The sequence below is a fragment of the Pseudobdellovibrionaceae bacterium genome (assembly GCA_020635075.1).
In the GTDB taxonomy this organism is placed as follows: Bacteria; Bdellovibrionota; Bdellovibrionia; order Bdellovibrionales; family UBA1609; genus JADZEO01.
In genome coordinates this window covers 2,001,333-2,027,335 of record JACKAM010000001.1, presented here as the reverse complement: position 1 = coordinate 2,027,335, position 26,003 = coordinate 2,001,333, and the positions used below count along the sequence as shown (strand labels likewise).

Annotated in this window: 4 protein-coding genes; 1 reads left to right on the top strand and 3 read right to left on the bottom strand. The window is 53.1% G+C overall.

What is annotated here, in order from left to right:
• Nucleotides 1-107 precede the first annotated feature (107 nt).
• Complete coding sequence (locus tag H6624_08675) at nucleotides 108-22,343, bottom strand: fibronectin type III domain-containing protein (GenBank protein ID MCB9084406.1); 22,236 nt, start codon at nucleotides 22,341-22,343, stop codon at nucleotides 108-110.
• Nucleotides 22,344-22,750: 407 nt separating this feature from the next.
• Between H6624_08675 and H6624_08670 the strand changes: the two genes are divergently transcribed.
• A complete protein-coding gene (locus H6624_08670; GenBank protein ID MCB9084405.1) occupies nucleotides 22,751-23,920 on the top strand; it encodes a hypothetical protein in 1,170 nt (389 codons plus the stop codon).
• A 56-nt stretch (nucleotides 23,921-23,976) separates the two neighbouring features.
• Here the strand turns inward: H6624_08670 and H6624_08665 are convergent, their stop codons facing one another.
• Together H6624_08665 and H6624_08660 are read right to left on the bottom strand one after the other, a co-directional pair.
• The gene (locus H6624_08665; GenBank protein ID MCB9084404.1) at nucleotides 23,977-24,447 is read right to left on the bottom strand and encodes a hypothetical protein; all 471 of its coding nucleotides are present in this window, start codon (nucleotides 24,445-24,447) and stop codon (nucleotides 23,977-23,979) included.
• Nucleotides 24,448-24,530: 83 nt separating this feature from the next.
• Entirely contained in the window at nucleotides 24,531-26,003 is a 1,473-nt protein-coding gene (locus H6624_08660; GenBank protein ID MCB9084403.1) for a DEAD/DEAH box helicase, read from the bottom strand.

Genomic DNA, 26,003 nt, shown 5'->3' with positions numbered 1-26,003 from the left:
AATTGACCTGTCTCAATTTAGGACAGATTGTCCCATTTAAGATGAATGTCATCTCTGTGATTTATGGGAACTACAATTCCACCCCTAGTTCTAATAGGAGTCCACCGCTAGGGAAGATCCCACTTGTTGTCGGTGTGGACACGTAGAATCGTCCTTTCGTCAGCTGTAAGACGTCGTTTGAAGACGAAAAGCTCTCCCAAGTTCATGTTCTGGAACTTGGTGGCACTCCCATTGTCACCGATGTAGAAGGTTTCAAGAGCAATGGAAATGCTATCGGCCGTGGCGTCGCTTGTGACTGAGCTGTTGTTGCGGAAGATCTCCTGATAAGGCCCACCACCAGAGTTATCCGAGATAAAGTTCCAGCGGAAGTAGTTGGTCGTATTGCCACCCCAGGCGGCACTGAGAGTTCCATTGCCAGAGCCATTAACCGAAATGTAGGCATTGGAGCTGGCATCTGGCAATTGGACAGAGAGGTCTCCACCAGCCGGATGGTGAATGAGGTAGCCATCTTCGGAGGCATTCGTTGACTTCATCACGGCAAGGACTTCGACCTGATCAAGAGTCGAACCATTGTCAAAGACAGCTCCTAATCCACCGGCCGTGATCTGTAAACTATCATTGGTAAAGGCGACCACATTGCGGCTACCATCCAGTTGCCAAAGAGGTGTGCCGCTTGCGGAGAGGGCCTGGTAGCCGTTACCGGATTTATCCAACCAACAAAGCACGTTGCCACCGGAAGCTGTTTGGGTAGAGCAGCCGGCATCGGAGAAGACGTTGTTGTTATCCGAGCCGTCTAACCAGAGTCGGAAGTCACTGATGGAGTTGGGGTTAAACCACTTTTTGTTCAGGTACTCTTCCATCAAGTCCACTTCGGCGTCACTTAGTGCGCGAGTGAAGACAATGATCTCAGCGACCTTACCGGTCAGTCCGAGTGCTGAGTAACCGCGACCGATCACTCCCTGTCCAGTGGACGAGAGCTGCGTGGTGGTGGCATCGGTATTAGTGACGCCATTGAAGTAGACCTTTTTGCCACTTGTGGAATCGAGTCGGCCCCAAATAATCCCAGTGGGGTTGTTGGCTTGTCCGTCGATGGTGGCATCTAAGTCGTTTGCGTACTGACCCACGCGGGCAGCGGTGTTGGAGCTAAATCCCAGGTGCAGACCCTGGTTGGCAGCAGCCGAAGCCGTTCCCATGAGGTAATTATCAGAGGAAGTGTTGTCTCGGTGAACCACGGCGAAAACCGTGTAGTCCGTGCCGTTGAGGAAGCTCTGGTCAAATTCCAGGTAACTTGTACCGCCGTCGAAGACGACACCGTTTTTGCCACTAAAGGTTCCCACTGAGGTGTTCAGAGTTGGCTTGTTACCGGCCGTCTGGGTGGCATTTCTACCGTGATAGGACTTGTCCCGCCAGCAACCAATGGGATCAGAGGTGGAGGTGGCGATGCTCGTACAGTCATCGACCTGATAGAGAGTGTTGCCATCGGAGGCATCTAGCCACAGGGCTAGTTTGAAATTGACGGGAAGGTCGCCCGGACCGTCATTACCAAACATGATGGTTTCATCTTCGAGCGCCGCCCCAACATCTGTATTGGGCTCATACCATGCGGCAAAGCGGGTATTAGATTCAAAGATGGTTCCGGCCACATCACCGGTGCGATACGCATAATAGGGAGCCATGGGGTCTGATCCAGTTTTGGTCAATGTGAAGCTTGACTGACCCCCACCAGGAACAAAAACTTGTATGGTCGCCGGCTTGTCCGAAGTAAAGGCCACCCACTCAGCTACGGCATTGATGGCATAGCGCTTTCTCATCATGGCTTTGGGCATCCAGGGGGCTGAATCATTTCCATCGCCGTCAGCATTACTACGGACATTGAAAAAGTCGGGTGCCGTCGCGCGGATGGCCATTGAGGTGTACTGGCTACCATTTCCGGAGACAGAAAACATACTGCCATAGGGAATCGAAATGGGAGTATTCGTGTTGGCGTCAGACCTCCAATAGTTGCCGCTTGTGCCTCCCACTTTGGCCGTGCTAAATTGGCCAGAGTTACTAGGAAAGCCTAGGTAGTCGTTGCTCGGAGGAAGAATGGGCATGGCATCGATCACTCGATTATTGCCTGTGTCCTCTGAGTATTGGAAGGCCGCAAAGTCAGCGTTGGTACTGGACATAGTAAAGCCACCGGAATTGCTGTCCAAGCGAACTTCAAAGTAAACACCGGCAGTGGCTGCGTAGGCCTGAGGGAGGGCGCCGCCAGGGCTACCGTTACCAGGTCCGTCAACAGTAATGGTTCCAGTTTCAAATGGCCAAATGCCGATGACGTGTTCCTGGTTCCGGGTTCCGTTGAACTGAAAATCCCGGCCAGCCCAGTCCGGAGGATTCCAGGCAATATTGCCTTTTGAGGTATTGCCACCACTTCCTAAGCGTCCGGCGACAAAGAAAGGCTTGTCGGCTGTAATCACCTTTCCGGCCGTCGTCGCGATATTGACCACATCTCCGGCATTGGCGGCTGTCTGTGGAACTCCGTCATAGTCCCAGGTGGTATTATCCTCAAAGAACACCACATTTGTATCGGTTGCGCCACCCAGATTCATGGCCTTGAAAACGGTAGGATCGAAGAATGGATCATTGGGAGCGGTTTGTTGAGTTAGGGTGTTGGAGTAACCTGAAGTACCACCGTTGTAGGCCCGAATTCGAAAGTCATAGGAAGTCGAAGCGGTGAGCCCAGTCACTGTCGCTGTGGTTCCTGCTGAAACGCCGTCGTCAAAATTGAGCCATGTTCCTGATGAAGTTTCTTTGTACTCGATCAGGTAGTCAGTAATGGGCGTCCCGTTGTTGTTCGGAGCTGTCCATGACATTTCCACCGTTGTTGTTGTCCTCGAAGCATAGGCCAAGTCGCTAACGGCGTCAGGAGCCACAATATAGCGCCATTGGCTGCTGGTTTGAGTGGACGAAACCTTTCCAGAGGAGTCCACGGTGCGAATGGTGGTGTAGTAGTAGATTCCCGGCGACAGGGCGAGGGTGAATCCACCCACACCATTCACCGCCTGATAAGAGGTGACATTGCCAATGTTGGTGAACCCTTGGATATCCGTACCTCCAGAGGTGGTACCAATGGCCATCTGGTAGTGACTGAGTTCACAGTTATCGGTTCCTGCTGTCCAAGTGGTTGTCGGTGACTTGGTGGCTTCAGCATCACCGGCTGAAACATCGGGAACCCCTGGTGCACCTGGATTCGTGTTATCCCAGCGGAAGCCAGAGCCGTAGTTGAGTTCGGTTGAGATATTGCCAACCGTATCGTGGACGCGAACTGAAGGATAATAAACAGGAGTTCCGCCGGAACACTCTGTCAGGGTCAAACTCGTGAAGATGTGAGTGGTGGAGGTGTCAGAGGGGTTGACCCAGCCGCCTGTGGCCGTTGTTCCACCCACAGAAGTGCCAAGGGCGACTTCGTAGTGATCCACATCACCACTGCCTGATGCCGTCCAGCTAAACTGAGGACTGGTGGCACTGGATGCGGCCCAGGCTGAGGCCAATGCGCCACCCGTAGCTGGATTAGGAGGTGTGGCATCCAAATCATAGTCATCATAGAAGACGGTCGTGCAGGCCGACTCGTTGGTATAGGTGTCAGTTTGTGTGGCGTAAATATCATAGGTGCCGGTTGTCAGCGGCGGGGCAACGGTGACATTGACACTGGCTCCGCCTGAGACACCGGAGCCGATCACTCCACTTGTACAAGTGTTGTTGGTATAGAGCTTAATCGTGTAGCCATTAGAAACCCCACCAACCGTAAATGTGGGTGTGGTGTCATTTGAAGGTTCAGACCCTGGGTCAAATAGGGTGATCGAAGTCGGTGCAGATGGCAGAGAAATATTAAATCCGTCATCCACAAAGGCCGCGACCGTACCGCCACCACCGGTGGTGTCGGCTTTGGTGGCACGCAGAGTTTTGGCTCCTGCCAAATCAATGTTCACGCCTTCAGTAGCAGTAAACGTCGCCACACCGCTGGCTGCGGCCTTGGTCAGAGTACCACCCAATGTTCCCGTTCCAGCCTGAAGACTCAAGGTCACGTTAGCCGTCGCATCCGCACCAGTCGTCACCGGATTACCATAGGGGTCGCGGATTTCAAGCACGGGAACAATATCAGCACCTGCTGCGGTTGGGTCAGTCACAGAAGTCGTGTAAACGATCTGACTGGCAGGAGCATGGTTGATATTGAAGGCATTGCTATTGGTGAAAAAGCTAATCGTACCACCACTACCCGTAGTGTCGGCTTTGGTTGCACGCAGAGTCTTACTGCCAACCAGGTCAATGTTGACAGCTTCACCGGCACCGAAGGAAACAGATCCGCCTGATGCGGCTTTAACCAGAGTGCCACCTAAGGTGCCCGTGCCGGCTTGTTTGCTCAAGGTGATATTGGCTGTGGCATCGGCACCAGTCGAAACCAGGTTACCAAAGCTATCTCGCACCTCAATCGTTGGTGTGATGTTTGCGCCAGCTACGGTTGGATCACTCGGTTGAACTGTCCAAACCAAACTGGATGCTGGAGCGTGGCCGATAGTGAAGGCATTGGAATCGGCATTTCTGGTTCCATCATCGGCATTGAGAGTCTTGGAGCCAATGAGATCAATATTGACTCCTTCAGCAGCAGCGAAGGAGACTGTACCACCAGAGAGAGCCTTAATGAGGGTTCCGCCGAGAGTACCGGTTCCGGCCGATTTAGTCAGAGTCACATTAGCGGAGGCTTCAGCTCCAGTGGAAACTAGGTTGCCATAGGTATCGCGCAGCTCAAGAGCCACATTGATATCAGCTCCGGCCACAGTAGGATCAGTCGGCTGCGTGGTCCAAGCCAATGAGGCAGGTGCCGCATGGGTGATGGTAAAGGCATTTGAGTCAGCGTTGCGAGTGCCATCTGAAGCATTGAGAGTTTTGGAGCCAATAAGATTGATGTCGACTGATTCAGCTGCTGCAAAAGAAACCGTACCTCCGGAGAAGGCTTTAATGAGGGTTCCGCCGAGTGTTCCGGTGCCCGCCGATTTCGTCAGCGTCACATTGGCCGATGCTTCAGCCCCAGTGGAGACCAGATTTCCATAGGTATCGCGCAGCTCAAGAGCCACATTGATATCAGCTCCGGCCACAGTAGGATCAGTGGGTTGCGTGGTCCAAGCCAGAGAGGCAGGTGCCGCATGAGTAATGGTAAAGGCATTGGAATCGGCATTGCGAGTGCCGTCAGAAGCATTGAGAGTTTTGGAGCCGATTAAATTGATGTCGACTGACTCAGCGGCACCAAAAGAGACGGTACCACCAGAGAGAGCCTTAATGAGGGTTCCGCCGAGGACACCAGTTCCCGCAGACTTAGTCAGAGTCACATTAGCCGAGGCTTCAACTCCAGTGGAAACTAGGTTGCCATAGGTATCGCGCAGCTCAAGAGCCACATTGATATCAGCTCCGGCCACAGTAGGATCCGTGGGCTGTGTGGTCCAGGCGAGAGATGCCGGTGCCGCATGGGTGATGGTAAAGGCATTGGAGTCGGCATTTCTGGTGCCGTCAGAAGCATTCAAAGTCTTAGAACCGATCAGATCAATATCAACGGACTCACCGGCACCAAATGAAACGGTACCACCGGAAAGCGCCTTAACCAGCGTTCCACCCAGTGTTCCATTTCCTGCGGACTTGGTCAGAGTCACATTAGCGGAGGCTTCAGCACCAGTTGAGACCAGGTTGCCATAGGTATCGCGCAGCTCAATGGCCACGCTGATGTCGGCACCAGCTACAGTTGGATCTGTCGGTTGAGTCGTCCAAGCCAACGAGTTGGGCGCGGCATGGTTAATTGTGAAAGCGCTGCTGTCTGTAAAGAAGCTAGTGGTTCCACCGCCTCCTGTGGTATCGGCCTTGGTTGCTCGCAGGGTTTTACTGCCGATCAGATCAATGTTGACGGCTTCTCCTGCACCGAAGGAAACAGAACCACCTACGGCGGCCTTAGTCAGAGTTCCCCCTAGGGTACCTGTACCGGCTTGTTTGCTCAGCGTAATATTAGCAGTCGCATCCGCACCAGTAGAAACCAGGTTACCAAAGCTATCGCGGACCACAATCGTAGGCGTAATATTGGCGCCGGCTATGGTAGGATCACTCGGTTGAACCGTCCACACCAAGCTGGAGGCCGGAGCGTGGCCGATAGTGAAGGCATTGGAATCGGCATTTCTGGTTCCATCATCGGCATTGAGAGTCTTGGAGCCAATGAGATCAATATTAACTCCTTCAGCAGCAGCGAATGAAACGGTACCGCCGGAGAGAGGCTTAATCAGAGTTCCGCCAAGAGTTCCTGTTCCGGCTGATTTGGTGAGAGTCACATTGGCAGAAGCCTCAGCACCAGTTGAGACCAAATTTCCGAAGGTATCTCTGAGCTCGATAGCGACACTGATGTCGGCTCCCGCTACAGTAGGATCAGTGGGCTGCGTCGTCCAGGCGAGTGAGGCAGGTGCCGCGTGGGTGATGGTAAAAGCATTGGAGTCCGCATTACGAGTGCCATCTGAAGCATTGAGAGTTTTAGAGCCAATGAGATTGATATCGACTGACTCGCCAGCACCAAAAGAGACCGTACCACCAGAGAGGGCCTTAATGAGAGTTCCGCCCAGGGCACCAGTTCCAGCAGATTTGCTAAGAGTCACATTGGCCGATGCTTCAGCGCCAGTTGAGACCAAGTTGCCATAGGTGTCGCGCAGCTCAATCGCCACATTGATGTCAGCTCCGGCCACAGTCGGATCAGTAGGCTGTGTGGTCCAGGCGAGTGAGGCAGGTGCCGCGTGGGTGATGGTAAAAGCATTGGAGTCCGCATTACGAGTGCCATCTGAAGCATTGAGAGTTTTAGAGCCAATGAGATTAATGTCAACGGACTCGCCGGCACCAAATGAGACCGTACCACCGGAGAGAGCCTTAATGAGAGTTCCGCCCAGGGCACCAGTTCCAGCAGATTTGCTAAGAGTCACATTGGCCGATGCTTCAGCGCCAGTTGAGACCAAGTTGCCATAGGTGTCGCGCAGCTCAATCGCCACATTGATGTCAGCTCCGGCCACAGTCGGATCAGTAGGCTGTGTGGTCCAGGCCAACGAGGCCGGTGCGGCATGGGTGATGGTAAAGGCATTGGAGTCCGCATTACGAGTGCCATCTGAAGCATTGAGAGTTTTAGAGCCAATGAGATTGATGTCAACGGACTCGCCGGCACCAAATGAGACCGTACCACCGGAGAGAGCCTTAATGAGAGTTCCGCCCAGGGCACCAGTTCCAGCAGATTTGCTAAGAGTCACATTGGCCGATGCTTCAGCGCCAGTTGAGACCAAGTTGCCATAGGTGTCGCGCAGCTCAATCGCCACATTGATGTCAGCTCCGGCCACAGTCGGATCAGTAGGCTGTGTGGTCCAGGCGAGTGAGGCAGGTGCCGCGTGGGTGATGGTAAAAGCATTGGAGTCCGCATTACGAGAGCCATCTGAAGCATTGAGAGTTTTAGAGCCAATGAGATTAATGTCAACGGACTCGCCGGCACCAAATGAGACCGTACCACCGGAGAGAGCCTTAATGAGCGTTCCGCCCAGGGTACCTGTACCGGCTGACTTAGTGAGAGTCACATTGGCCGATGCTTCAGCCCCAGTTGAAACTAAGTTTCCAAAGGAATCTCTAAGCTCAAGGGCCACGTTGATGTCGGCACCAGCTACAGTCGGGTCTGTGGGCTGTGTCGTCCAAGCCAGTGATGCCGGTGCCGCATGAGTAATGGTAAAGGCATTGGAGTCGGCGTTCCTGGTGCCATCGGAGGCATTGAGAGTCTTGGAACCAATTAAATCGATATCGACTGATTCTCCAGCTGCAAATGAAACCGTACCACCCGAGAGAGCCTTAGTGAGTGTTCCGCCCAGAGTTCCCGTTCCAGCTGACTTGGTGAGAGTCACGTTGGCCGAAGCCTCAGCACCGGTTGAGACCAAGTTGCCATAGGTGTCGCGGAGCTCAATAGCCACATTGATGTCAGCCCCGGCCGCAGTCGGGTCTGTAGGCTGAGTTGTCCAAGCGAGAGAGGCAGGTGCCGCATGGGTGATGGTAAAGGCATTGGAGTCAGCGTTGCGAGTGCCATCTGAAGCATTGAGAGTTTTAGAGCCAATGAGGTCAATATCAACTGACTCACCAGCACCGAAAGAAACCGTACCTCCAGAGAGAGCCTTAACCAGGGTTCCGCCCAGAGTTCCCGCTCCGGCAGATTTGGTGAGAGTCACATTGGCCGAAGCCTCAGCACCAGTTGAGACCAGGTTGCCATAGGTATCGCGCAGTTCAATGGCCACATTGATATCAGCACCGGCCACTGTTGGGTCTGTGGGTTGTGTAGTCCAGGCGAGTGAGGCAGGTGCCGCGTGGGTGATGGTAAAAGCATTGGAGTCCGCATTACGAGTGCCATCCGAAGCATTCAGAGTTTTGGAACCAATCAGGTTGATGTCCACCGATTCAGCAGCGCCGAAGGAAACCGTACCGCCTGAGAGGGCTTTGACCAGAGTTCCGCCGAGGGCACCAGTTCCAGCCGATTTAGTCAGAGTCACGTTGGCGGAGGCATCCACACCAGTGGAGACCAGGTTGCCAAAAGTATCCCGAAGCTCAAGAGCCACATTGATATCAGCTCCAGCAACCGTCGGATCCGTGGGTTGAGTGGTCCAAGCGAGAGAGTTGGCGGCCGCATGGGTGATGGTGAATGCGTTGGAGTCCGCGTTCCTAGTACCATCCGAGGCATTGAGAGTTTTGGATCCGATCAAATCTATATCGACCGACTCGCCTGCGCCGAAAGAAACAGTACCTCCCGAGAGAGCCTTAATGAGGGTTCCGCCGAGGGTACCAGTTCCTGCAGACTTAGTCAGAGTCACATTTGCGGAGGAGGCGGCACCAGTTGAAACCAGGTTGCCGAAAGCGTCTCTCAGCTCTATGGCCACATTGATGTCGGTGCCGGCCACAGTAGGGTCAGTCGGCTGTGTGGTCCAAGCGAACGAGTTTGCGGCAGCGTGGACGATCGTGAAAGGGTCTGATGCCCTGACGATATTGCCCGTTTCAATTGTAACGGCCTTGGTTGCAGTGATCTCTTTACTACCGATGAGATTAATATAGACGGCCTCACCCGAAGTAAATGTGGCCACTCCGTTAACGGCGGCCTTGGTCACGGTACCAAAGATAGCACCTGTTCCTGAGGTTAAAGTCAGGGTCACATCGGCCGAGGCATCGGCACCGGTCGTAATCACGTTGTCAAAGGTGTCCCGGATCTCAATCACAGGAAGCAGGTTGTTCCCCGCCAGGGTATTGTTGGCTGGCTGTGTTGTAAAGACCAGCTTGTTTGCCGTCGCTTGAGAAATATTAAAATTGGCCGAGTTTTGAGTAATGATTCCTGTTTCGCCGGTTGCTGCTTTGGATGCCTGAAGTGTCTTTAGACCTACAGTATCGATGTACACCCCTTCAACGGCACCAAAGGAGACAACACCGCCCGATGCGGCCTTAGTGAGCGTGCCAAAAATCGAGCCTGTTCCTGCTGACTTGCTGAGGGTGATGTTGGCGGCCGCGTCCAAGCCAGTACTCACAAGGTTACCAAAGGTATCCCTAACTTGAATGGTAGCAAGGATATCATCTCCGGCGGGAGTTGGATCAGTTGGTTGCACGGTCCAAGCGAGCGAGCTGGCTGCCGCATGATTGATGGTAAAGGCATTTGAGTCGGCGTTGCGAGTCCCATCTGAAGCATTAAGAGTTTTCGATCCGATCAGGTCAATGTCAACTGACTCGCCAGCGCCAAAGGAGACGGTACCGCCAGACAGAGCCTTAGTAAGAGTTCCGCCCAGGGTACCTGATCCAGCCGATTTAGTCAGAGTGACGTTTGCCGATGCAGCGGCACCGGTTGAAACCAGGTTGCCGAAAGCGTCTCTCAGCTCTATGGCCACATTGATGTCTGTGCCCGCCACAGTTGGGTCGGTGGGTTGGGTGGTCCAAGCAAGCGAGTTGGCGGCCGCATGGGTGATGGTGAAGGCGTTTGAGTCAGCGTTGCGAGTCCCGTCGGAAGCATTAAGAGTCTTGGAACCAATCAGATTAATGTCGACGGACTCAGCTGCGCCAAAGGAGACGGTACCACCAGACAGAGCCTTGGTGAGAGTTCCACCGAGTATTCCGGTGCCTGCAGACTTAGTCAGAGTCACATTGGCCGATGCCTCAGCGCCGGTGGAAACCAAGTTACCGTAGGTGTCGCGCAGCTCAATGGCCACGTTGATGTCAGCTCCGGCCACAGTGGGGTCGGTGGGTTGAGTGGTCCAGGCGAGAGATGCCGGTGCCGCATGGGTGATGGTAAAGGCATTGGAGTCAGCATTACGAGTGCCGTCGGAAGCATTGAGAGTTTTGGAGCCAATAGTGTCAATATCAACGGACTCGCCGGCACCGAAGGAGACGGTACCACCAGATAGAGCCTTAGTGAGAGTTCCCCCGAGTGTTCCTGTGCCAGCAGACTTAGAGAGAGTCACATTGGCTGAGGCAGCTGCACCAGTTGAGACCAGGTTTCCAAAGGTGTCACGCAGCTCAATGGCCACATTGATATCAGCTCCGGCCACTGTTGGATCCGTGGGTTGTGTGGTCCAGGCAAGAGATGCCGGTGCCGCATGGGTGATGGTGAAGGCATTAGAGTCGGCGTTACGGGTTCCATCGGAGGCATTGAGAGTTTTCGAGCCAATAAGATTGATGTCAACTGACTCGCCAGCGCCAAAGGAGACACTACCACCTGATAGAGCTTTGGTGAGCGTTCCTCCCAGAGTTCCTGATCCAGCCGATTTAGTCAGAGTGACGTTTGACGAGGCTTCAGCACCAGTTGAGACTAAGTTGCCGAAGGCATCTCTGAGTTCAATGGCAACGTTAATGTCTGTGCCCGCTATCGTAGGATCGGTGGGCTGTGTGGTCCAGGTCAGTGATGCGGGTGCCGCATGGGTGATGGTAAAGGCATTGGAGTCGGCATTTCTAGTACCATCTGAGGCATTCAAAGTCTTAGAGCCAATCAAGTCAATGTCAACGGACTCACCGGCACCGAAGGCGACCGTACCACCGGAGAGAGCCTTGGTGAGAGTTCCGCCAAGTGTTCCCGATCCAGCCGATTTAGTCAGAGTGACGTTTGCCGATGCAGCGGCCCCAGTTGAAACAAGGTTGCCATAGGTGTCGCGCAGCTCAATACCCACATTAATATCGGCTCCGGCTACAGTCGGGTCTGTTGGTTGAGTCGTCCAAACAAGCGATGCGGGAGCTGCATGGGTGATGGTAAAGGCGTTTGAATCTGAGTTCCTTGTGCCATCGGAAGCATTGAGACTCTTGGAGCCAATAATATCAATATCAACAGATTCTCCAGCTCCGAAGGATACGCTACCACCAGAGAGGGCCTTAGTGAGAGTTCCGCCTAGAGTTCCAGTTCCAGCCGATTTAGTCAGAGTGACGTTTGCCGATGCAGCAGCACCAGTAGAGACCAGGTTTCCATAGGTGTCGCGCAGCTCAATAGCCACATTGATGTCGGCTCCAGCCACGGTTGGATCAGTGGGCTGAGTGGTCCAGGCCAGCGATGCTGCAGCAGCATGAGTGATCGTAAATGCATTAGAATCAGCATTCCTTGTGCCGTCAGAAGCATTAAGAGTCTTTGACCCTATCAGGTCAATATCAACTGATTCGCCGGCACCGAACGAAACCGTACCACCAGAGAGAGCCTTAACGAGAGTTCCGCCAAGAGTTCCAGTTCCGGCAGATTTGGTGAGAGTGATGTTGGCGGTTGAATCCACACCCGTTGAAACCAGGTTACCAAAAGCATCTCTGAGCTCAATGGCGACGTTGATGTCTGTGCCCGCCACCGTGGGATCAGTCGGCTGTGTCGTCCAGGCGAGTGATGCTGCAGGGGCGTGAGTGATGGTAAAGGCGTTTGAATCTGAGTTCCTTGTGCCATCGGAAGCATTGAGAGTCTTGGAGCCAATCATGTCAATGTCAACGGACTCGCCGGCACCGAAGGCGACGGTACCGCCGGAGAGGGCTTTCACCAGAGTGCCACCTAGAGTTCCCGAGCCAGCAGACTTGGTGAGAGTCACATTAGCGGAGGCATCAACGCCAGTCGAAACTAAGTTTCCAAAAGCATCGCGAAGTTCAAGGGCCACATTGATGTCGGTACCAGCCACTGTAGGATCAGTGGGCTGAGTGGTCCATGCTAGCGATGCAGCCGCAGCATGAGTGATTGTGAAAGCATTGGAGTCGGCGTTTCTGGTTCCGTCAGAAGCATTAAGAGTCTTTGATCCAATCAGGTCAATATCAACTGATTCGCCAGCACCGAAAGAAACCGTACCGCTAGAGAGGGCTTTGGTAAGAGTGCCGCCGAGGGATCCTGATCCAGCGGATTTCGTGAGAGTCACATTAGCAGAGGCATCCACACCTGTGGAAACCAGGTTACCAAAAGCATCACGGAGCTCAATGGCCACATTGATGTCTGTACCGGCCACGGTTGGATCAGTGGGTTGAGTGGTCCAAGCAAGAGAGTTGGCCGCAGCGTGAGTGATGGTAAAGGCATTTGAATCGGAGTTCCTTGTGCCATCGGAAGCATTGAGAGTCTTGGAGCCAATCAAGTCAATGTCAACGGACTCGCCGGCACCAAAGGCGACCGTACCGCCGGAGAGAGCTTTCACCAGAGTGCCGCCCAGAGTTCCCGATCCAGCTGACTTAGTGAGAGTCACATTGGCGGAGGAATCAACGCCAGTTGAAACCAAGTTACCGAAGGCGTCACGCAACTCAAGAGCCACATTGATGTCGGTACCAGCCACAGTAGGATCTGTGGGCTGAGTGGTCCATGCTAGCGATGCAGCCGCAGCATGAGTGATTGTGAAAGCATTGGAGTCCTGGATCATGACGGTCTTCGATGCCCGCAAAGTCTTAGATCCGATTTCCTCAATGTTAAGACCTTCTACACCACCAAATGCAGCGACACCTGCAACAGCAGCTTTGGTGGCTAAGCCATTTAGGCTACCAGTGCCGGATTGCAGTGAGATGGTAATACTAGCTGTCGCGTCGGCTCCGGTGCTCACCACGTTGCCAAAAATGTCTCTAATTTCAATCGTTGGCGATATGAGGGTTCCGGCCACAGTTGGATCTGTCGGCTGGACTGTCCATGCCAGTTGAGATGCGGGAGCATGGGTGATGGTAAAGGCGTTTGAATCTGCGTTTCTAGTACCATCTGAAGCATTAAGAGTCTTTGAACCAATAAGGTTGATATCGACGGATTCGGCAGCGCCAAATGAGACTGTACCAGCTGAGAGGGCTTTGACCAGAGTTCCTCCAAGGGTTCCCGATCCAGCGGATTTAGTGAGAGTCACATTGGCGGATGCATCCACACCCGTTGAAACCAGGTTGCCAAAGGCATCTCTGAGTTCAATAGCGACGTTGATGTCTGTGCCGGCCACGGTCGGGTCGGTGGGCTGAGTGGTCCAGGCCAGTGAGGCCGCCGGCGCGTGAGTGATGGTAAAGGCGTTTGAATCTGCGTTTCTAGTACCATCTGAAGCATTCAGAGTCTTGGATCCAATAATGTCAATATCAACAGACTCACCAGCACCAAATGAGACGGTTCCGCCGGAGAGAGCTTTAGTGAGAGTGCCACCAAGAGTTCCTGATCCCGCCGATTTAGTGAGGGTGATATTGGCAGATGCATCAACGCCGGTTGAAACCAGGTTGCCAAAGGCATCTCTGAGTTCAATAGCGACGTTGATGTCCGTGCCGGCTACAGTTGGGTCAGTCGGCTGTGTGGTCCAAGCCAGCGAAGCTGCCGGAGCATGGGTGATGGTAAAGGCATTGGAGTCAGCGTTGCGGGTGCCGTCAGAAGCATTCAGAGTCTTCGATCCAATGATGTCAATATCAACAGACTCACCAGCACCGAAGGCGACGGTGCCGCCCGAGAGAGCTTTCACCAGAGTTCCTCCGAGGGTTCCCGACCCAGCGGATTTAGTGAGAGTCACATTGGCGGAGGAAGCGGCACCAGTTGAAACCAGGTTTCCGAAAGTATCTCTAAGCTCGATGACCACGTTGATGTCAGTACCTGCCACAGTGGGATCCGTGGGCTGGGTCGTCCAGGCGAGTGATGCTGCAGGAGCGTGAGTGATGGTAAAGGCATTGGAGTCGGCGTTTCTGGTTCCGTCAGAAGCATTCAGAGTCTTCGATCCAATGATGTCAATATCGACAGACTCACCAGCACCGAAGGAGACCGTACCACCAGAGAGGGCTTTGACCAGAGTTCCACCGAGAGTTCCAGTTCCAGCTGACTTACTGAGAGTCACATTGGCGGAGGCAGCGGCACCAGTCGAAACCAGGTTGCCGAAGGCATCGCGAAGTTCAATAGCCACATTGATGTCAGTACCGGCTACAGTTGGGTCGGTGGGCTGAGTCGTCCAAGCCAGTGATGCCGCCGGAGCATGGGTGATCGTAAAGGCATTGGAGTCAGCATTGCGAGTGCCGTCAGAAGCATTCAAAGTTTTTGAACCAATAATATCAATATCAACAGATTCACCAGCGCCAAAAGAGACCGTACCACCAGAGAGGGCTTTCGTAAGAGTGCCACCGAGAGTTCCTGATCCAGCGGATTTAGTGAGAGTCACATTGGCAGAAGCATCCACACCAGTGGAAACCAGGTTGCCGAAGGCATCACGAAGCTCAATGGCCACATTGATGTCGTTGCCGGCCACGGTTGGGTCAGTCGGTTGTGTGGTCCAAGCCAGTGATGCCGCTGGAGCATGGGTGATCGTAAAGGCGTTAGAATCAGCATTCCTTGTGCCGTCCGAAGCATTAAGAGTTTTTGAACCAATAATATCAATATCAACAGATTCACCAGCGCCAAAGGAGACCGTGCCTCCAGAAAGGGCTTTGGTGAGTGTGCCGCCGAGAGTTCCTGATCCAGCCGATTTAGTGAGAGTCACATTGGCAGAAGCATCCACACCAGTGGAGACCAGATTGCCAAAGGTGTCTCTAAGCTCGATGGCCACATTGATGTCGGTACCGGCCACAGTAGGATCAGTGGGCTGAGTGGTCCAGGCCAGTGAAGCAGCCGGAGCGTGAGTGATAGTGAAAGCATTGGAGTCGGCGTTGCGAGTGCCATCTGAAGCATTGAGAGTCTTCGACCCAATGAGGTCAATATCAACAGACTCACCAGCACCAAAGGAGACCGTACCTGCTGAGAGAGCCTTCACCAGTGTGCCGCCGAGAGTTCCTGATCCAGCGGATTTAGTGAGAGTCACATTGGCAGAGGCATCTACACCGGTTGAAACCAGGTTGCCAAAAGCATCACGTAGCTCGATGGCCACATTGATGTCGGTACCGGCCACAGTAGGATCAGTGGGCTGAGTGGTCCAGGCCAGGGAGGCTGCCGGCGCATGAGTAATAGTAAAGGCATTGGAGTCAGCGTTGCGAGTGCCGTCAGAAGCGTTCAGTGTTTTGGAACCGATCAGGTCAATATCAACGGACTCTCCAGCGCCAAATGAGACCGTACCACCGGAGAGGGCTTTGACCAGAGTGCCACCGAGAGTTCCTGATCCAGCGGATTTAGTGAGAGTCACATTCGCTGAAGATGCGGCACCAGTCGAAACCAAATTGCCGAAGGCATCTCTAAGCTCGATGGCCACATTGATGTCGGTACCGGCCACAGTGGGGTCGGTGGGCTGAGTCGTCCAGGCGAGTGATGCCGCCGGAGCATGAGTGATAGTAAAGGCATTGGAGTCGGTATTGCGAGTGCCATCAGAAGCATTAAGAGTTTTTGATCCAATGAGGTCAATATCAACTGACTCACCAGCACCAAAAGAGACCGTACCACCAGAGAGCGCTTTGACCAGTGTTCCCCCCAGAGTTCCCGTTCCGGCGGATTTGGTGAGGGTGATGTTGGCTGTTGAATCAACACCAGTTGAGACCACGTTACCGAAAGTATCTCTAAGTTCAATCGCCACATTAATGTCGGTTCCAGCCACAGTGGGGTCTATGGGTTGAGTCGTCCAAGCAAGTGAATTGGCCGCCGCATGGTTAATGTTAAAAGGATCTGAGTCCTTAGTAATGACTCCTGTTCCGCCAGAACCAGTCGTATCCGCCTTGGAAGCTCGCAGGGTCTTTGAGCCCACCAGATTGATGTAGACTCCCTCGGTCGCGGTAAAGGTGACGATTCCGCCAGAGGCGGCTTTGGTCAGAGTTCCGCTCAGGGCGCCGGTTCCACTTTGTAGGCTCAAGGTCACATTGGCCGTGGCGTCTGCACCGGTGGTAACAAGGTTGCCTTGGGCATCGCGAATTTCAATCACAGGCAATAGGTTCGCACCGGCAATTGTAGGGTCAGCCGGCTGAGTGGTGAAGACCATTTGAGAGGCTGGTGCATGAACAACATTAAATGCTGAACTATCGACGACTTTGGCTGCAGTGCCTCCACTACCAGAAGTATCGGCCTTGGTTCCCCTAAGAGTCTTGCTTCCGACGAGGTTGATATTGACGCCTTGACCGGTAAAGTCAGCGATACCGGCGACGGCATTCATTGAAACTGTTCCGCCGAGAGTTCCTGTGCCGCTCTGCAAACTCAAAGTCACCAATGCCGTGCTGTCCACACCGGCAGTAATGCGATTTCCTAAGGTGTCTTGGATTTCCAATACAACCGGCATTTCAACAGCAGAGGTGGTTGGATCACTTGGGGGCGTGGTGTAGACAATGCGGTCGGCGATACCTGAGATAACATTAAAGGGTAAGCTGTCTTGGAACACACTAACAGTCCCACCACTGCCTGTGGTATCAGGCTTAGTCACGCGGAAGGTGTAACTTCCGACCAGGTCAAACTTCATCCCCAAGCCGGCCATATCAACGACTCCGCCCGCGGCAACTTTGTTGGTCGTGCCGGTCAGAGTTCCAGGGCCTGACTGTTTCGTAAACGTCAGAGTTGTGATGGCATCGGCCCCACTAATCACTCGATTGCCATAGGTGTCTTGGATTTCCACCACAGGGGCAATTTCAAATCCAGCCACTGAAGGATTTAGCGGCTGAGTGGTGTAAACCAGCTGAGAGGCCGGAGCATGGATGATATTCACATTCGTTGAATCTTGAGTGATGACTCCGGTGCCACCGCTGCCAGTGGTGTCGGGCTTTGTGGCGCGCAGTGTTTTAGTACCAACGACCTGGATGTTCATGGCCTCGCCAGCAGTAAAAGTCACAATACCGGCCGAAGCTGCTTTTGATACTGTTCCCAGAAGTGAGCCCGTTCCCGACTGCAGACTCATGGTCACGGACACATTTGAATCCGCTCCCGTGGTGATCACATTGTCGTGAACGTCGCGGATCTCAATGACTGGCAGGAGGTTATTACCTGCAACCGTGGGATCAGCAGGCTGGGTGGTAAAGACCATTTTATTTGCAGGAGCATGGTCAATATCAAAGCTGGCGGAGTCTTGGGTGATGACTCCGGTGCCGCCACTTCCTGTGGTGTCAGGCTTTGTGGCTCGCAAAGTCTTGGTGCCGACCACTTGAATGTTCATGGCTTCAGTTGCGGTAAAAGTGACTACACCACTAACTGCCGCCTTAGATGTGGTTCCTAACAGAGAGCCAGTTCCAGTTTGCAGGGTCATGGTCACAGAAACAGTGGAGTCGGCACCGCTGGTGATGACATTAGTGAACGCATCGCGAATCTCAATGACCGGGAGCAAATTATTACCAGCAATGGTGGGATCGGCGGGCTGAGTGGTGTAGACCAAGACACTGGCGGGAGCGTGAACAATGTCGAAATTGCTGGAACCTTGAGTAATGATGCCTGTTCCCCCACCACCTGTGGTATCGGCCTTACTGGCGCGCATGACTTTGGTGCCAACCAAATCCACATCAACGGATTCTCCGGCAGTGAATGTGACCACACCGCCTGATGCCGCTTTGGTCAGCGTTCCGTTCATGGTACCGGTACCAGACTGGAGACTGAGGGTCATGTTGGCTGTGGCATCGGCTCCGGTTGTAATCAAGTTGTTGTAGGTGTCGCGAATCTCAATAACAGGAAGTAGGTCCACACCTGCCACCGTAGGATCGGCGGGCTGCGTGGTGTACACCAGTTGTGAGGCCGGTGCATGGTCAATATCGAAGCTGGCCGAATCTTGGGTGATGACTCCGGTGCCACCGCTGCCAGTCGCGTCGGGTTTGGTGGCGCGTAAGGTCTTTGTGCCCACCACTTGAATGTTCATGGCTTCGCCGGCAGTAAAGGTGACCACACCACTCACCGCTGCCTTGCTGACAGTTCCAAGAAGTGAACCTGTTCCAGTTTGCAGAGTCATGGTCACAGAAACGGTGGAATCGGCGCCTGACAGAACAACGTTGTCGTAGACGTCACGGATTTCAATCACTGGGAGGAGATTGCTTCCAGCCACAGTGGGGTCGGCCGGCTGAGTTGTATAAACCATTTTATTGGCCGGGGCATGAACAATGTCAAAGCTGGCGGAGTCCTGAGTGATGACTCCGGTTCCACCACCTCCGGTGGTATCAGGTTTTGTCGCCCTTAGGGTCTTTGTTCCGGCCACTTGGATCTTCATGGCCTCGGTAGCGGTAAAGGTCACAACACCGGCCGAGGCTGCTTTTGAAACTGTTCCCAGAAGGGCGCCTGATCCGGACTGCAGACTCATGGTCACGGAAACTGTGGAATCAGCACCAGTGGTGATCACGTTGTCGTGGATATCGCGAATCTCAATGACTGGGAGCAGGTTGTTACCGGCGACGGTGGGATCTGCAGGCTGAGTGGTATAAACCATCTTGTTGGCCGGTGCGTGGTTGATATCAAAACTGGCTGAGTCCTGAGTGATCACTCCGGTACCGCCACTGCCTGTGGTGTCAGGTTTTGTGGCGCGCAAGGTTTTAGTGCCGACCACCTGAATGTTCATAGCCTCGCCAGCAGTGAAGGTCACAACACCGGCCGAAGCTGCTTTTGATACTGTTCCCAGAAGTGAGCCCGTTCCCGACTGCAGGCTCATGGTCACAGACACATTGGAATCAGCACCAGTGGTGATGACGTTGTCGTAGACGTCACGGATCTCAATAACCGGGAGCAGATTGTTTCCAGCAATGGTGGGGTCGGCCGGTTGAGTGGTGTAGACCATCTTGTTGGCTGGTGCATGATTAATATCAAAGCTGGCCGAATCTTGAGTGATGACTCCGGTGCCCCCACTGCCAGTCGTGTCGGGTTTGGTGGCGCGCAAGGTCTTGGTTCCTACCACTTGGATGTTCATGGCTTCAGTCGCCGTGAAAGTGACCACTCCAGCTACGGCTGCTTTAGAGGTTGTACCCAATAGAGCGCCGGTGCCGGTCTGCAAAGTCATGGCTAGAGAAACAGTAGAGTCGGCACCGCTAGTGATGACATTGGTGAAGGCGTCGCGGATCTCAATAACTGGAAGAAGGTTAACACCAGCAATAGTAGGATCAGCAGGTTGAGTGGTGTAGACCAATACGCTTGCAGGCGCATGGATGATGTCAAAGCTGGCGGAATCTTGAGTCAGCACTCCGGTACCGCCACCACCGGTGGTGTCCGCCTTGGTGGCACGAAGGACCTTAGTGCCCACCAGATCAATGTCGACGGCTTCAGTAGCAGTAAACGTGGCGATACCACCTGAAGCGGCTTTGGTTAACGTGCCACCTAAGGAACCTGTACCTGTCTGCAGGCTCAAGGTCACATTGGCCGTGGCATCGGCACCGGCTGTCACCAAGTTGCCGTGAACGTCGCGGATTTCAATCACGGGTAGGAGGTCAACACCGGCGACGGTTGGGTCAGCGGGTTGAGTGGTGAAGACTAATTGAGACGCTGGTGCGGGAACAATATTAAAGGCATTGGTGTCAACAAGCTTAGCCGTGGTTCCTCCACTGCCGGTGGTGTCCACTTTGGTGAGGCGAATCACTTTACTTCCAACAAGGTCAATGTTTGCCCCAAGACCCGTAAAGTCGGCCACTCCAGCAACCGCAGCTTTAGTGAGAGTGCCGCCTAGAGTGCCCGTTCCGGTTTGTAGATTCAAAGTCACATTGGCCGTACTGTCGGGACCCGTTGTGACCACATTGTTAAACTGGTCACGCACTTCCACAACTGGAGCAATCTCACTGCCGGCAACTGTGGGGTCCGTTGGTTGAGTGGTAATGGTCAAATGATCAGCAGGACCATGAATGATATCCAAGGAATTGCTGTCCCTGATCATACTTACTGTTCCACCACCACCGGTGGTGTCAGCCTTGGTGGCACGTAAGACTTTGGTTCCTGTGACTTCAATGCGCACATTGCGGCCTGTAAAGTTGGCCACGCCGCCGACGGCCGCCATACTGCTTCCGCCTAATAGAGGACCTGTTCCTGATTGAATGGATAAGGTGATGGTGGCCGTTGCATCGGCACTGGTGGAGACCAGGTTGCCAAATGTGTCGCGCACTTCAACTACTGGAGCGAGTTCCACTCCAGCTCCTGTAGGGTCCGCAGGTTGAGTGGTGTAGATAATTTGAGATGCTGGTGCATGGATAATTGTAAACGTGCTGGAATCCTGGGTAATGGCCACCGTTCCACCGCTGCCAGTGGTGTCGGCCTTGGTGGCGCGGAGAATTTTGGCGCCAATCAAATCAATATTAACACTCAGGCCTGTGAAATCGGCCACACCACCGACGGCGGCTTTTGTGAGGGTGCCGCCCAGGGTTCCCGATCCTGATTGGAGAGTGAGAGTCACGTTGGTTGTGGCGTCAGGCCCTGTGGTGATCAAGTTGCCCCAGGCATCGCGAATCTCAATAACGGGTGCCAGTTCCACACCGGCCACTGTGGGGTTGGCAGGCTGAGTCGTGTAGACCAATTGTGAGGCCGCATTGTGGGTGACGGCATAGTTGTCGGAAACCCGCACATTTAATCCGCCACTTGAAGGCGTGACCGTTTGCGGTGAGCTGGCCGTTACATTAGTCACCGAGAACCCGTAGGCTCCGTTGACCAGGTTTTGCGAACTCGGATGGACATCACTAGGATCGGATGTCACCACGCTAGCAACAGCTGTCGAAGTCGATTGGTTGAATTCTGCATCCGTGGCGATCACCTGAGCGGTAAAGGTCACTCCAGCCATCTGTTGAGTGGGGCTTCCCGTGATCACCGGAGCAAAGCTGGTCTGTCCGGGATTAAAGGTCTGTCCGGGGAGCACGACCATAACATCAGTGGGAGTTCCAGGATTCATGGCAAATGTGGTCGAGTCATTGTTAGTCAAGGCGGTAACGGGTCGTACCAGGTAGTTGGTAGCAGTCACCGGTGAAACGGTGAAGCTTCTTTCACCGCTGGCAAAGGTGCTGGCCCCAGGTTCGGTGTCGGTTGGATCATTGGGTGTTTGCACAGAAACCGCGGCACCATTGGTTGGGTCCAGGTTGAAGTAGTCATCCACCGCCCGCAGAGTGACGTTAAAGTCGTTGTCGACGTTGAGAGAGGAGACCGTGCCCGTGACGGCCTCAGCGAGGGTCATGACGCCAGTGTTGTGAGTCTGCCCTGGAAGTATGGCAATAGACTGAGTGGCCACCCCAGGGTCAATGGTGATCGCCTGTTCAATGTACTTGCCAGATTTGTTGTGAGTGGCCCTAAGAGTGTATGAGCCAGCCTTGATGTATCGGGAGTCCGAGAAGGTGGCGATACCGTCGGTGAAGTATTCTTCCACATCGCCCAAGAGAGTCGGCTGACCTCCTTCGACAATGCTCATGGTGATCCAGTTCTTTTTGTTGTTCACCTCGATGATTTCGTCATCCGAGTCCCGCATGCGCACTTGGTAGGCGGCCAGGGGATTGAGGTGGTGGGCGGTGTGGTTGGCAGGTGGTTCATTGCTGGGAACCCACTCCACGTTTTTCACGTCGATCGTGGTGGTCAAAGTAAAGATCACCACCTCATCGGTGTTGCGGATGCGCGCTTCGATTTGCACTTCTTCGTCATAGGCACTGGGACCAATCACCGTGGTCGAAGCCATTCCACTTTTGGGTGTCTCCATGCTTTTGACAGCAAACTGGGCGTCCGTGCTGGTGACCTGCCTGAAGTCAACGTCCATTTCCGGAACTGGAGTCCCTGCGGGAGACAGAACCTGCACGATAAGAGGAAGGGCAAATGCCTTGTTCTTTTTCGTGACTTGATTGTTTCCTGAAATCAGAACCAAATTGACGCCAAGGCCTTTGGGAGTTCCGTCAGGATTTTTTTCTGATCCGCGAACGCCACAGCCGAACAGTGTGGCGACAAGAGAGAACAGAGCTAGGCCTCGCCAAAAGCTAGCGAACTTTCGAGAGCTTAAGTTTTGTGAAGGGCTAATCAAACGTCCCATTTTTTCCCTGCACTAAAACTTGGTTAATTCAACACCAAGATCTGACATACAAAACGCACATCTATATATTACCTTCTTATCGGTTAAGAGCGCCTTAAGGCTTAAATAAGGAGCTGATATATCTGGGTTTTTGAATAAAACTCCATGAAGTTGTCGATCTTTGAGGCAGGAATTATTTAACTTTGAGACGTCTCGTTCTCAGACTGAGACAGATGGTTTTCCGCTCGCGCATGCCGGTTTTTCTCATTTTCAAATGATTAGACAACTCACTAATGTCTAAACGCCAATCTTACCAAGTACTTACTCTTTACGTCTGTGATTTCAGAGGCTTAGGTGCACTAGGCCTTGGACCGGGCTTTGCTTTAGTAGTTATAAGGGTGGAGCTTCGGTGGTCGAAGCTGGGAAGTATGAGTTTGTCGCGCTTTTTCACACAGAATTACTGGTTAGTTCTTCGGCTCGCACTATTGCCGGGTCTTTTTGTATTTGGCTGTGCTGAGCCCTTGGATTGGTCTGAAATCGAGGGCAAGAAAGACCAAGGATCTCAATGTAATGAGACGGACAAGTCCGGTTGTCCAAAAGAAATCATTATCGTTTCCGAGAGCCCGAGCAGTATTCAAGTCGTAAAGGGCAATCCCTTTCAAATCAATGTGGTGGCTCAAGGTCATCAACTCACATATCAATGGTTTAAAAACTTCGAAGAGGTTAGTGGCTCCACGGAGCCAACCTTTGCAATTAATGCCTCGGTGGATGGAGACGCCGGCTCCTATCAAGTACGAATCACCGACGGGTATGGAACGAATAAGCTCACCAATGCATTTAACGTCACAGTTGTTCCGAAAACAAACTTCTTTGCGCCGATCATTACCCAACAGCCTGCTGACATCGACATCGACGTGGGGAGAAGTGGGAGTATTGCAGTGACGGCAACTGGTGACCCCGCTCCTACCTATCAATGGTACTTCAATAATAGTGAGATACCGGGAGCCACAGGAACACGGCTAAATATTCAAATGGAGTTTGCAACTGCCGGCAAATACAAGGTCGCGGTTAATAATTCAGTCGGTGGGGTTTGGAGTCGCGAGGCCACCGTGGCCGTTCCGGCCTGTCGGCCTGAAGGGAGAGTGGTGGTCAATCCCTCGATTGTCGCCTCTCAATCCATGGTGGGTGCGCCGAAGCGTCTGTTGGCGGATGGAATCTACGAAACCTTCTATAGCAGTATCGCCGGAGATCAAAACAACACCACTGGAATTGCAGCTGAGTTAGGATGGTCCACTGGGCGACCCTTGAGAACTGTGAAGATTTACGGTCGCCATCTAAACAACAAATTTTGGGGATTTCCCAAAAGGTATGAGGTATTGGCAGCGATTGACTCTCAGCGGATCAATTGGCGAACTCTTGGCATTTACACTTATCAACCGCCTGATTTAGACACACCAGTCACGCTCAGATACACGGGCGAAACTAACCACTATGGTCTTCGTATTAAGCCTTTGGAACTCGGGCAGGATGACGGCAAGACCTACACTCTTCAGTTGGCGGAAATTGAAGCTCTTCTGGATGACCCCAACTGCCAATAGAAAGCTCCCACCACTTTGAGTGGTGAGAGCCTTTCACAAATGGCAGAATAATCGAATTAAAGCTGGTTCATTGCCGCTTCACAGTTGGATCTTGAGCCCATGTGTTGCGAACCCATGTCCTGGATTTCACCATTGGCTTTGAGCAAGATGCGATGAAAATAGGTGGAACCATCGCAGAAGCCAATCATCAGATTCTGAAAAATCGTTGTGCCACCTGTCTTGCGCTGAACCAATTGAATAGCGGCATCGCAAAGACTCGAAGATCCTGTATGCCAGGACTTCTTGTCTTCAGTTCCCGTGTCCAGGTTGGTCACGGTGACATGCAAATAGGTAGAGCCGTCGCAAGTCGCCAGCACTTGGGCTCCAGGTCCGGTGTTGCCACCACCACTTCCCATGCGGTAGGCCACTTCGTCCAAGAGCTGTTGGTCCGAAGCTCTTTGCAGGCAACTAGCAGGCGCTTCTGCAATGGCTTGATTGATTACGAAGAAAGAAAATGCCCCCAATAGGACAGAAAGCGTTCGACTCATCTTTTACCCCCCGAAGTTCGAATTCGCGGGTCAGAGAATAAGGAACTTGGGAGGAAATGAAAAACCAAATCCCTGGATTGTAATTATGCCCTAGCGCGGTTTTTATTTCCCGACTTGGGCCGATATCCGTCTGATTTTACTGGTCTATTCGACCTAGAGGCCTTCTTCTTTGGCTTGAACCCAGTCTTCTTTTTGGCTTTAAAGGAGGCCTTCTTCTTGGATTTAAAAGAAGGCTTTCCGGAAGACTCCTCTTTCGCCTTAAAGGAAGGTTTTTCAGAAGACTCCTTCTTCGCTTTGAAGGAAGGTTTTTCAGAAGACTCCTTCTTCGCTTTGAAGGAAGGTTTTTCAGAAGACTCCTTCTTCGCCTTGAAGGAAGGTTTTCCAGAGAACTTCTTCTTCCCCTTGAGGGATGGTTTTCCAGTTGGTTTTTTCTTGTGGCCAGCTCTGGGAGATTCGAACTCAGCCAGGTTCACTCCCTGGATTTGGTATTTCTTGGCTAAGGCAATCCATGTGCGGTTGTCTTCAGGAGTGACAAAGCTGACCGCCTCACCCTGGGCTCCATTGCGAGCGGTGCGGCCAATGCGATGAACATAGTCTTCGTCCATCATTGGCAAATCAAAATTAATAACGTGCTCAACCTGGGGAATATCAATGCCTCGGGCTGCCACATCAGTTGCGCACAGAATCCGACTGCGACCTTCGCGAAAACTCTGGATGGCCTTGTTTCTTTGTCCTTGAGTACGTCCACCATGAATCAGGTCCACCTGGTGGCCATAACTCTTAAGGTGTTTGGCCAAGAAGTCAGTGCGTCTCTTGGTGCGCAAGAAAACAATCACCGAACCCGTGCGACTGTTTAACTCATCCAAAATCCGGTCGTCTTTGTCCTTAACCGCAACCTTCACGGCACTCTGTTTGATCGAAGCCACAGGTAGGGAGACTCGCCCAACGTTGATTTGGATCGGATTCTGCAAATACTTGTTCGCGAGACTACGGACCTTAGGAGGAAGAGTTGCCGAAAACAGCATCGTCTGCCTCTTGTCAGGAAGGTAACGAAGGATGACATCCAGCTGGGGAGCAAAGCCCATATCCAACATCCGGTCACCCTCGTCGAGTACCAGGTACTTAAGGTCATTGAGTTCCAGTGATCCTCTTTTTAAATGGTCTGTCAGTCGGCCAGGAGTGGCGACTACAACTCTGGGGTTTCGCTTGAGACCCTTGAGTTGTTTGCGGATGTCCATCCCACCCACAATACTTGTAACCGTTAATCCGCAGGGGCGTGTGAGGTGGCGGAGGAAGTCACTAATCTGGGTCACTAGCTCTCGAGTCGGGGCAAGAATTAGGGCCCTGGAAGTCGTGTCTTCGGACAGTCGAGTTGCAATAGGAATTCCATAGGCCGCAGTCTTGCCCGAACCGGTTTCTGCACAGGCAATCAGGTCCTGACCCTTAAGGGCCGCAGGAATGACTGCCTTTTGCACCTTGGTTGGCGTGATAAACTGCAGATTTTCAAGGGCTTTTTCAAGCTCCTCGGGGAGATTCATGTCGCTAAAGGAATTCAT

Bases quoted from the DNA above. Each gene is read 5' to 3' on its own strand.
- H6624_08675 (MCB9084406.1), bottom strand. From the start codon at position 22,343: ATGGGACGTTTGATTAGCCCTTCACAAAACTTAAGCTCTCGAAAGTTC.
- H6624_08670 (MCB9084405.1), top strand. From the start codon at position 22,751: ATGAGTTTGTCGCGCTTTTTCACACAGAATTACTGGTTAGTTCTTCGG.
- H6624_08665 (MCB9084404.1), bottom strand. From the start codon at position 24,447: ATGAGTCGAACGCTTTCTGTCCTATTGGGGGCATTTTCTTTCTTCGTA.
- H6624_08660 (MCB9084403.1), bottom strand. From the start codon at position 26,003: ATGAATTCCTTTAGCGACATGAATCTCCCCGAGGAGCTTGAAAAAGCC.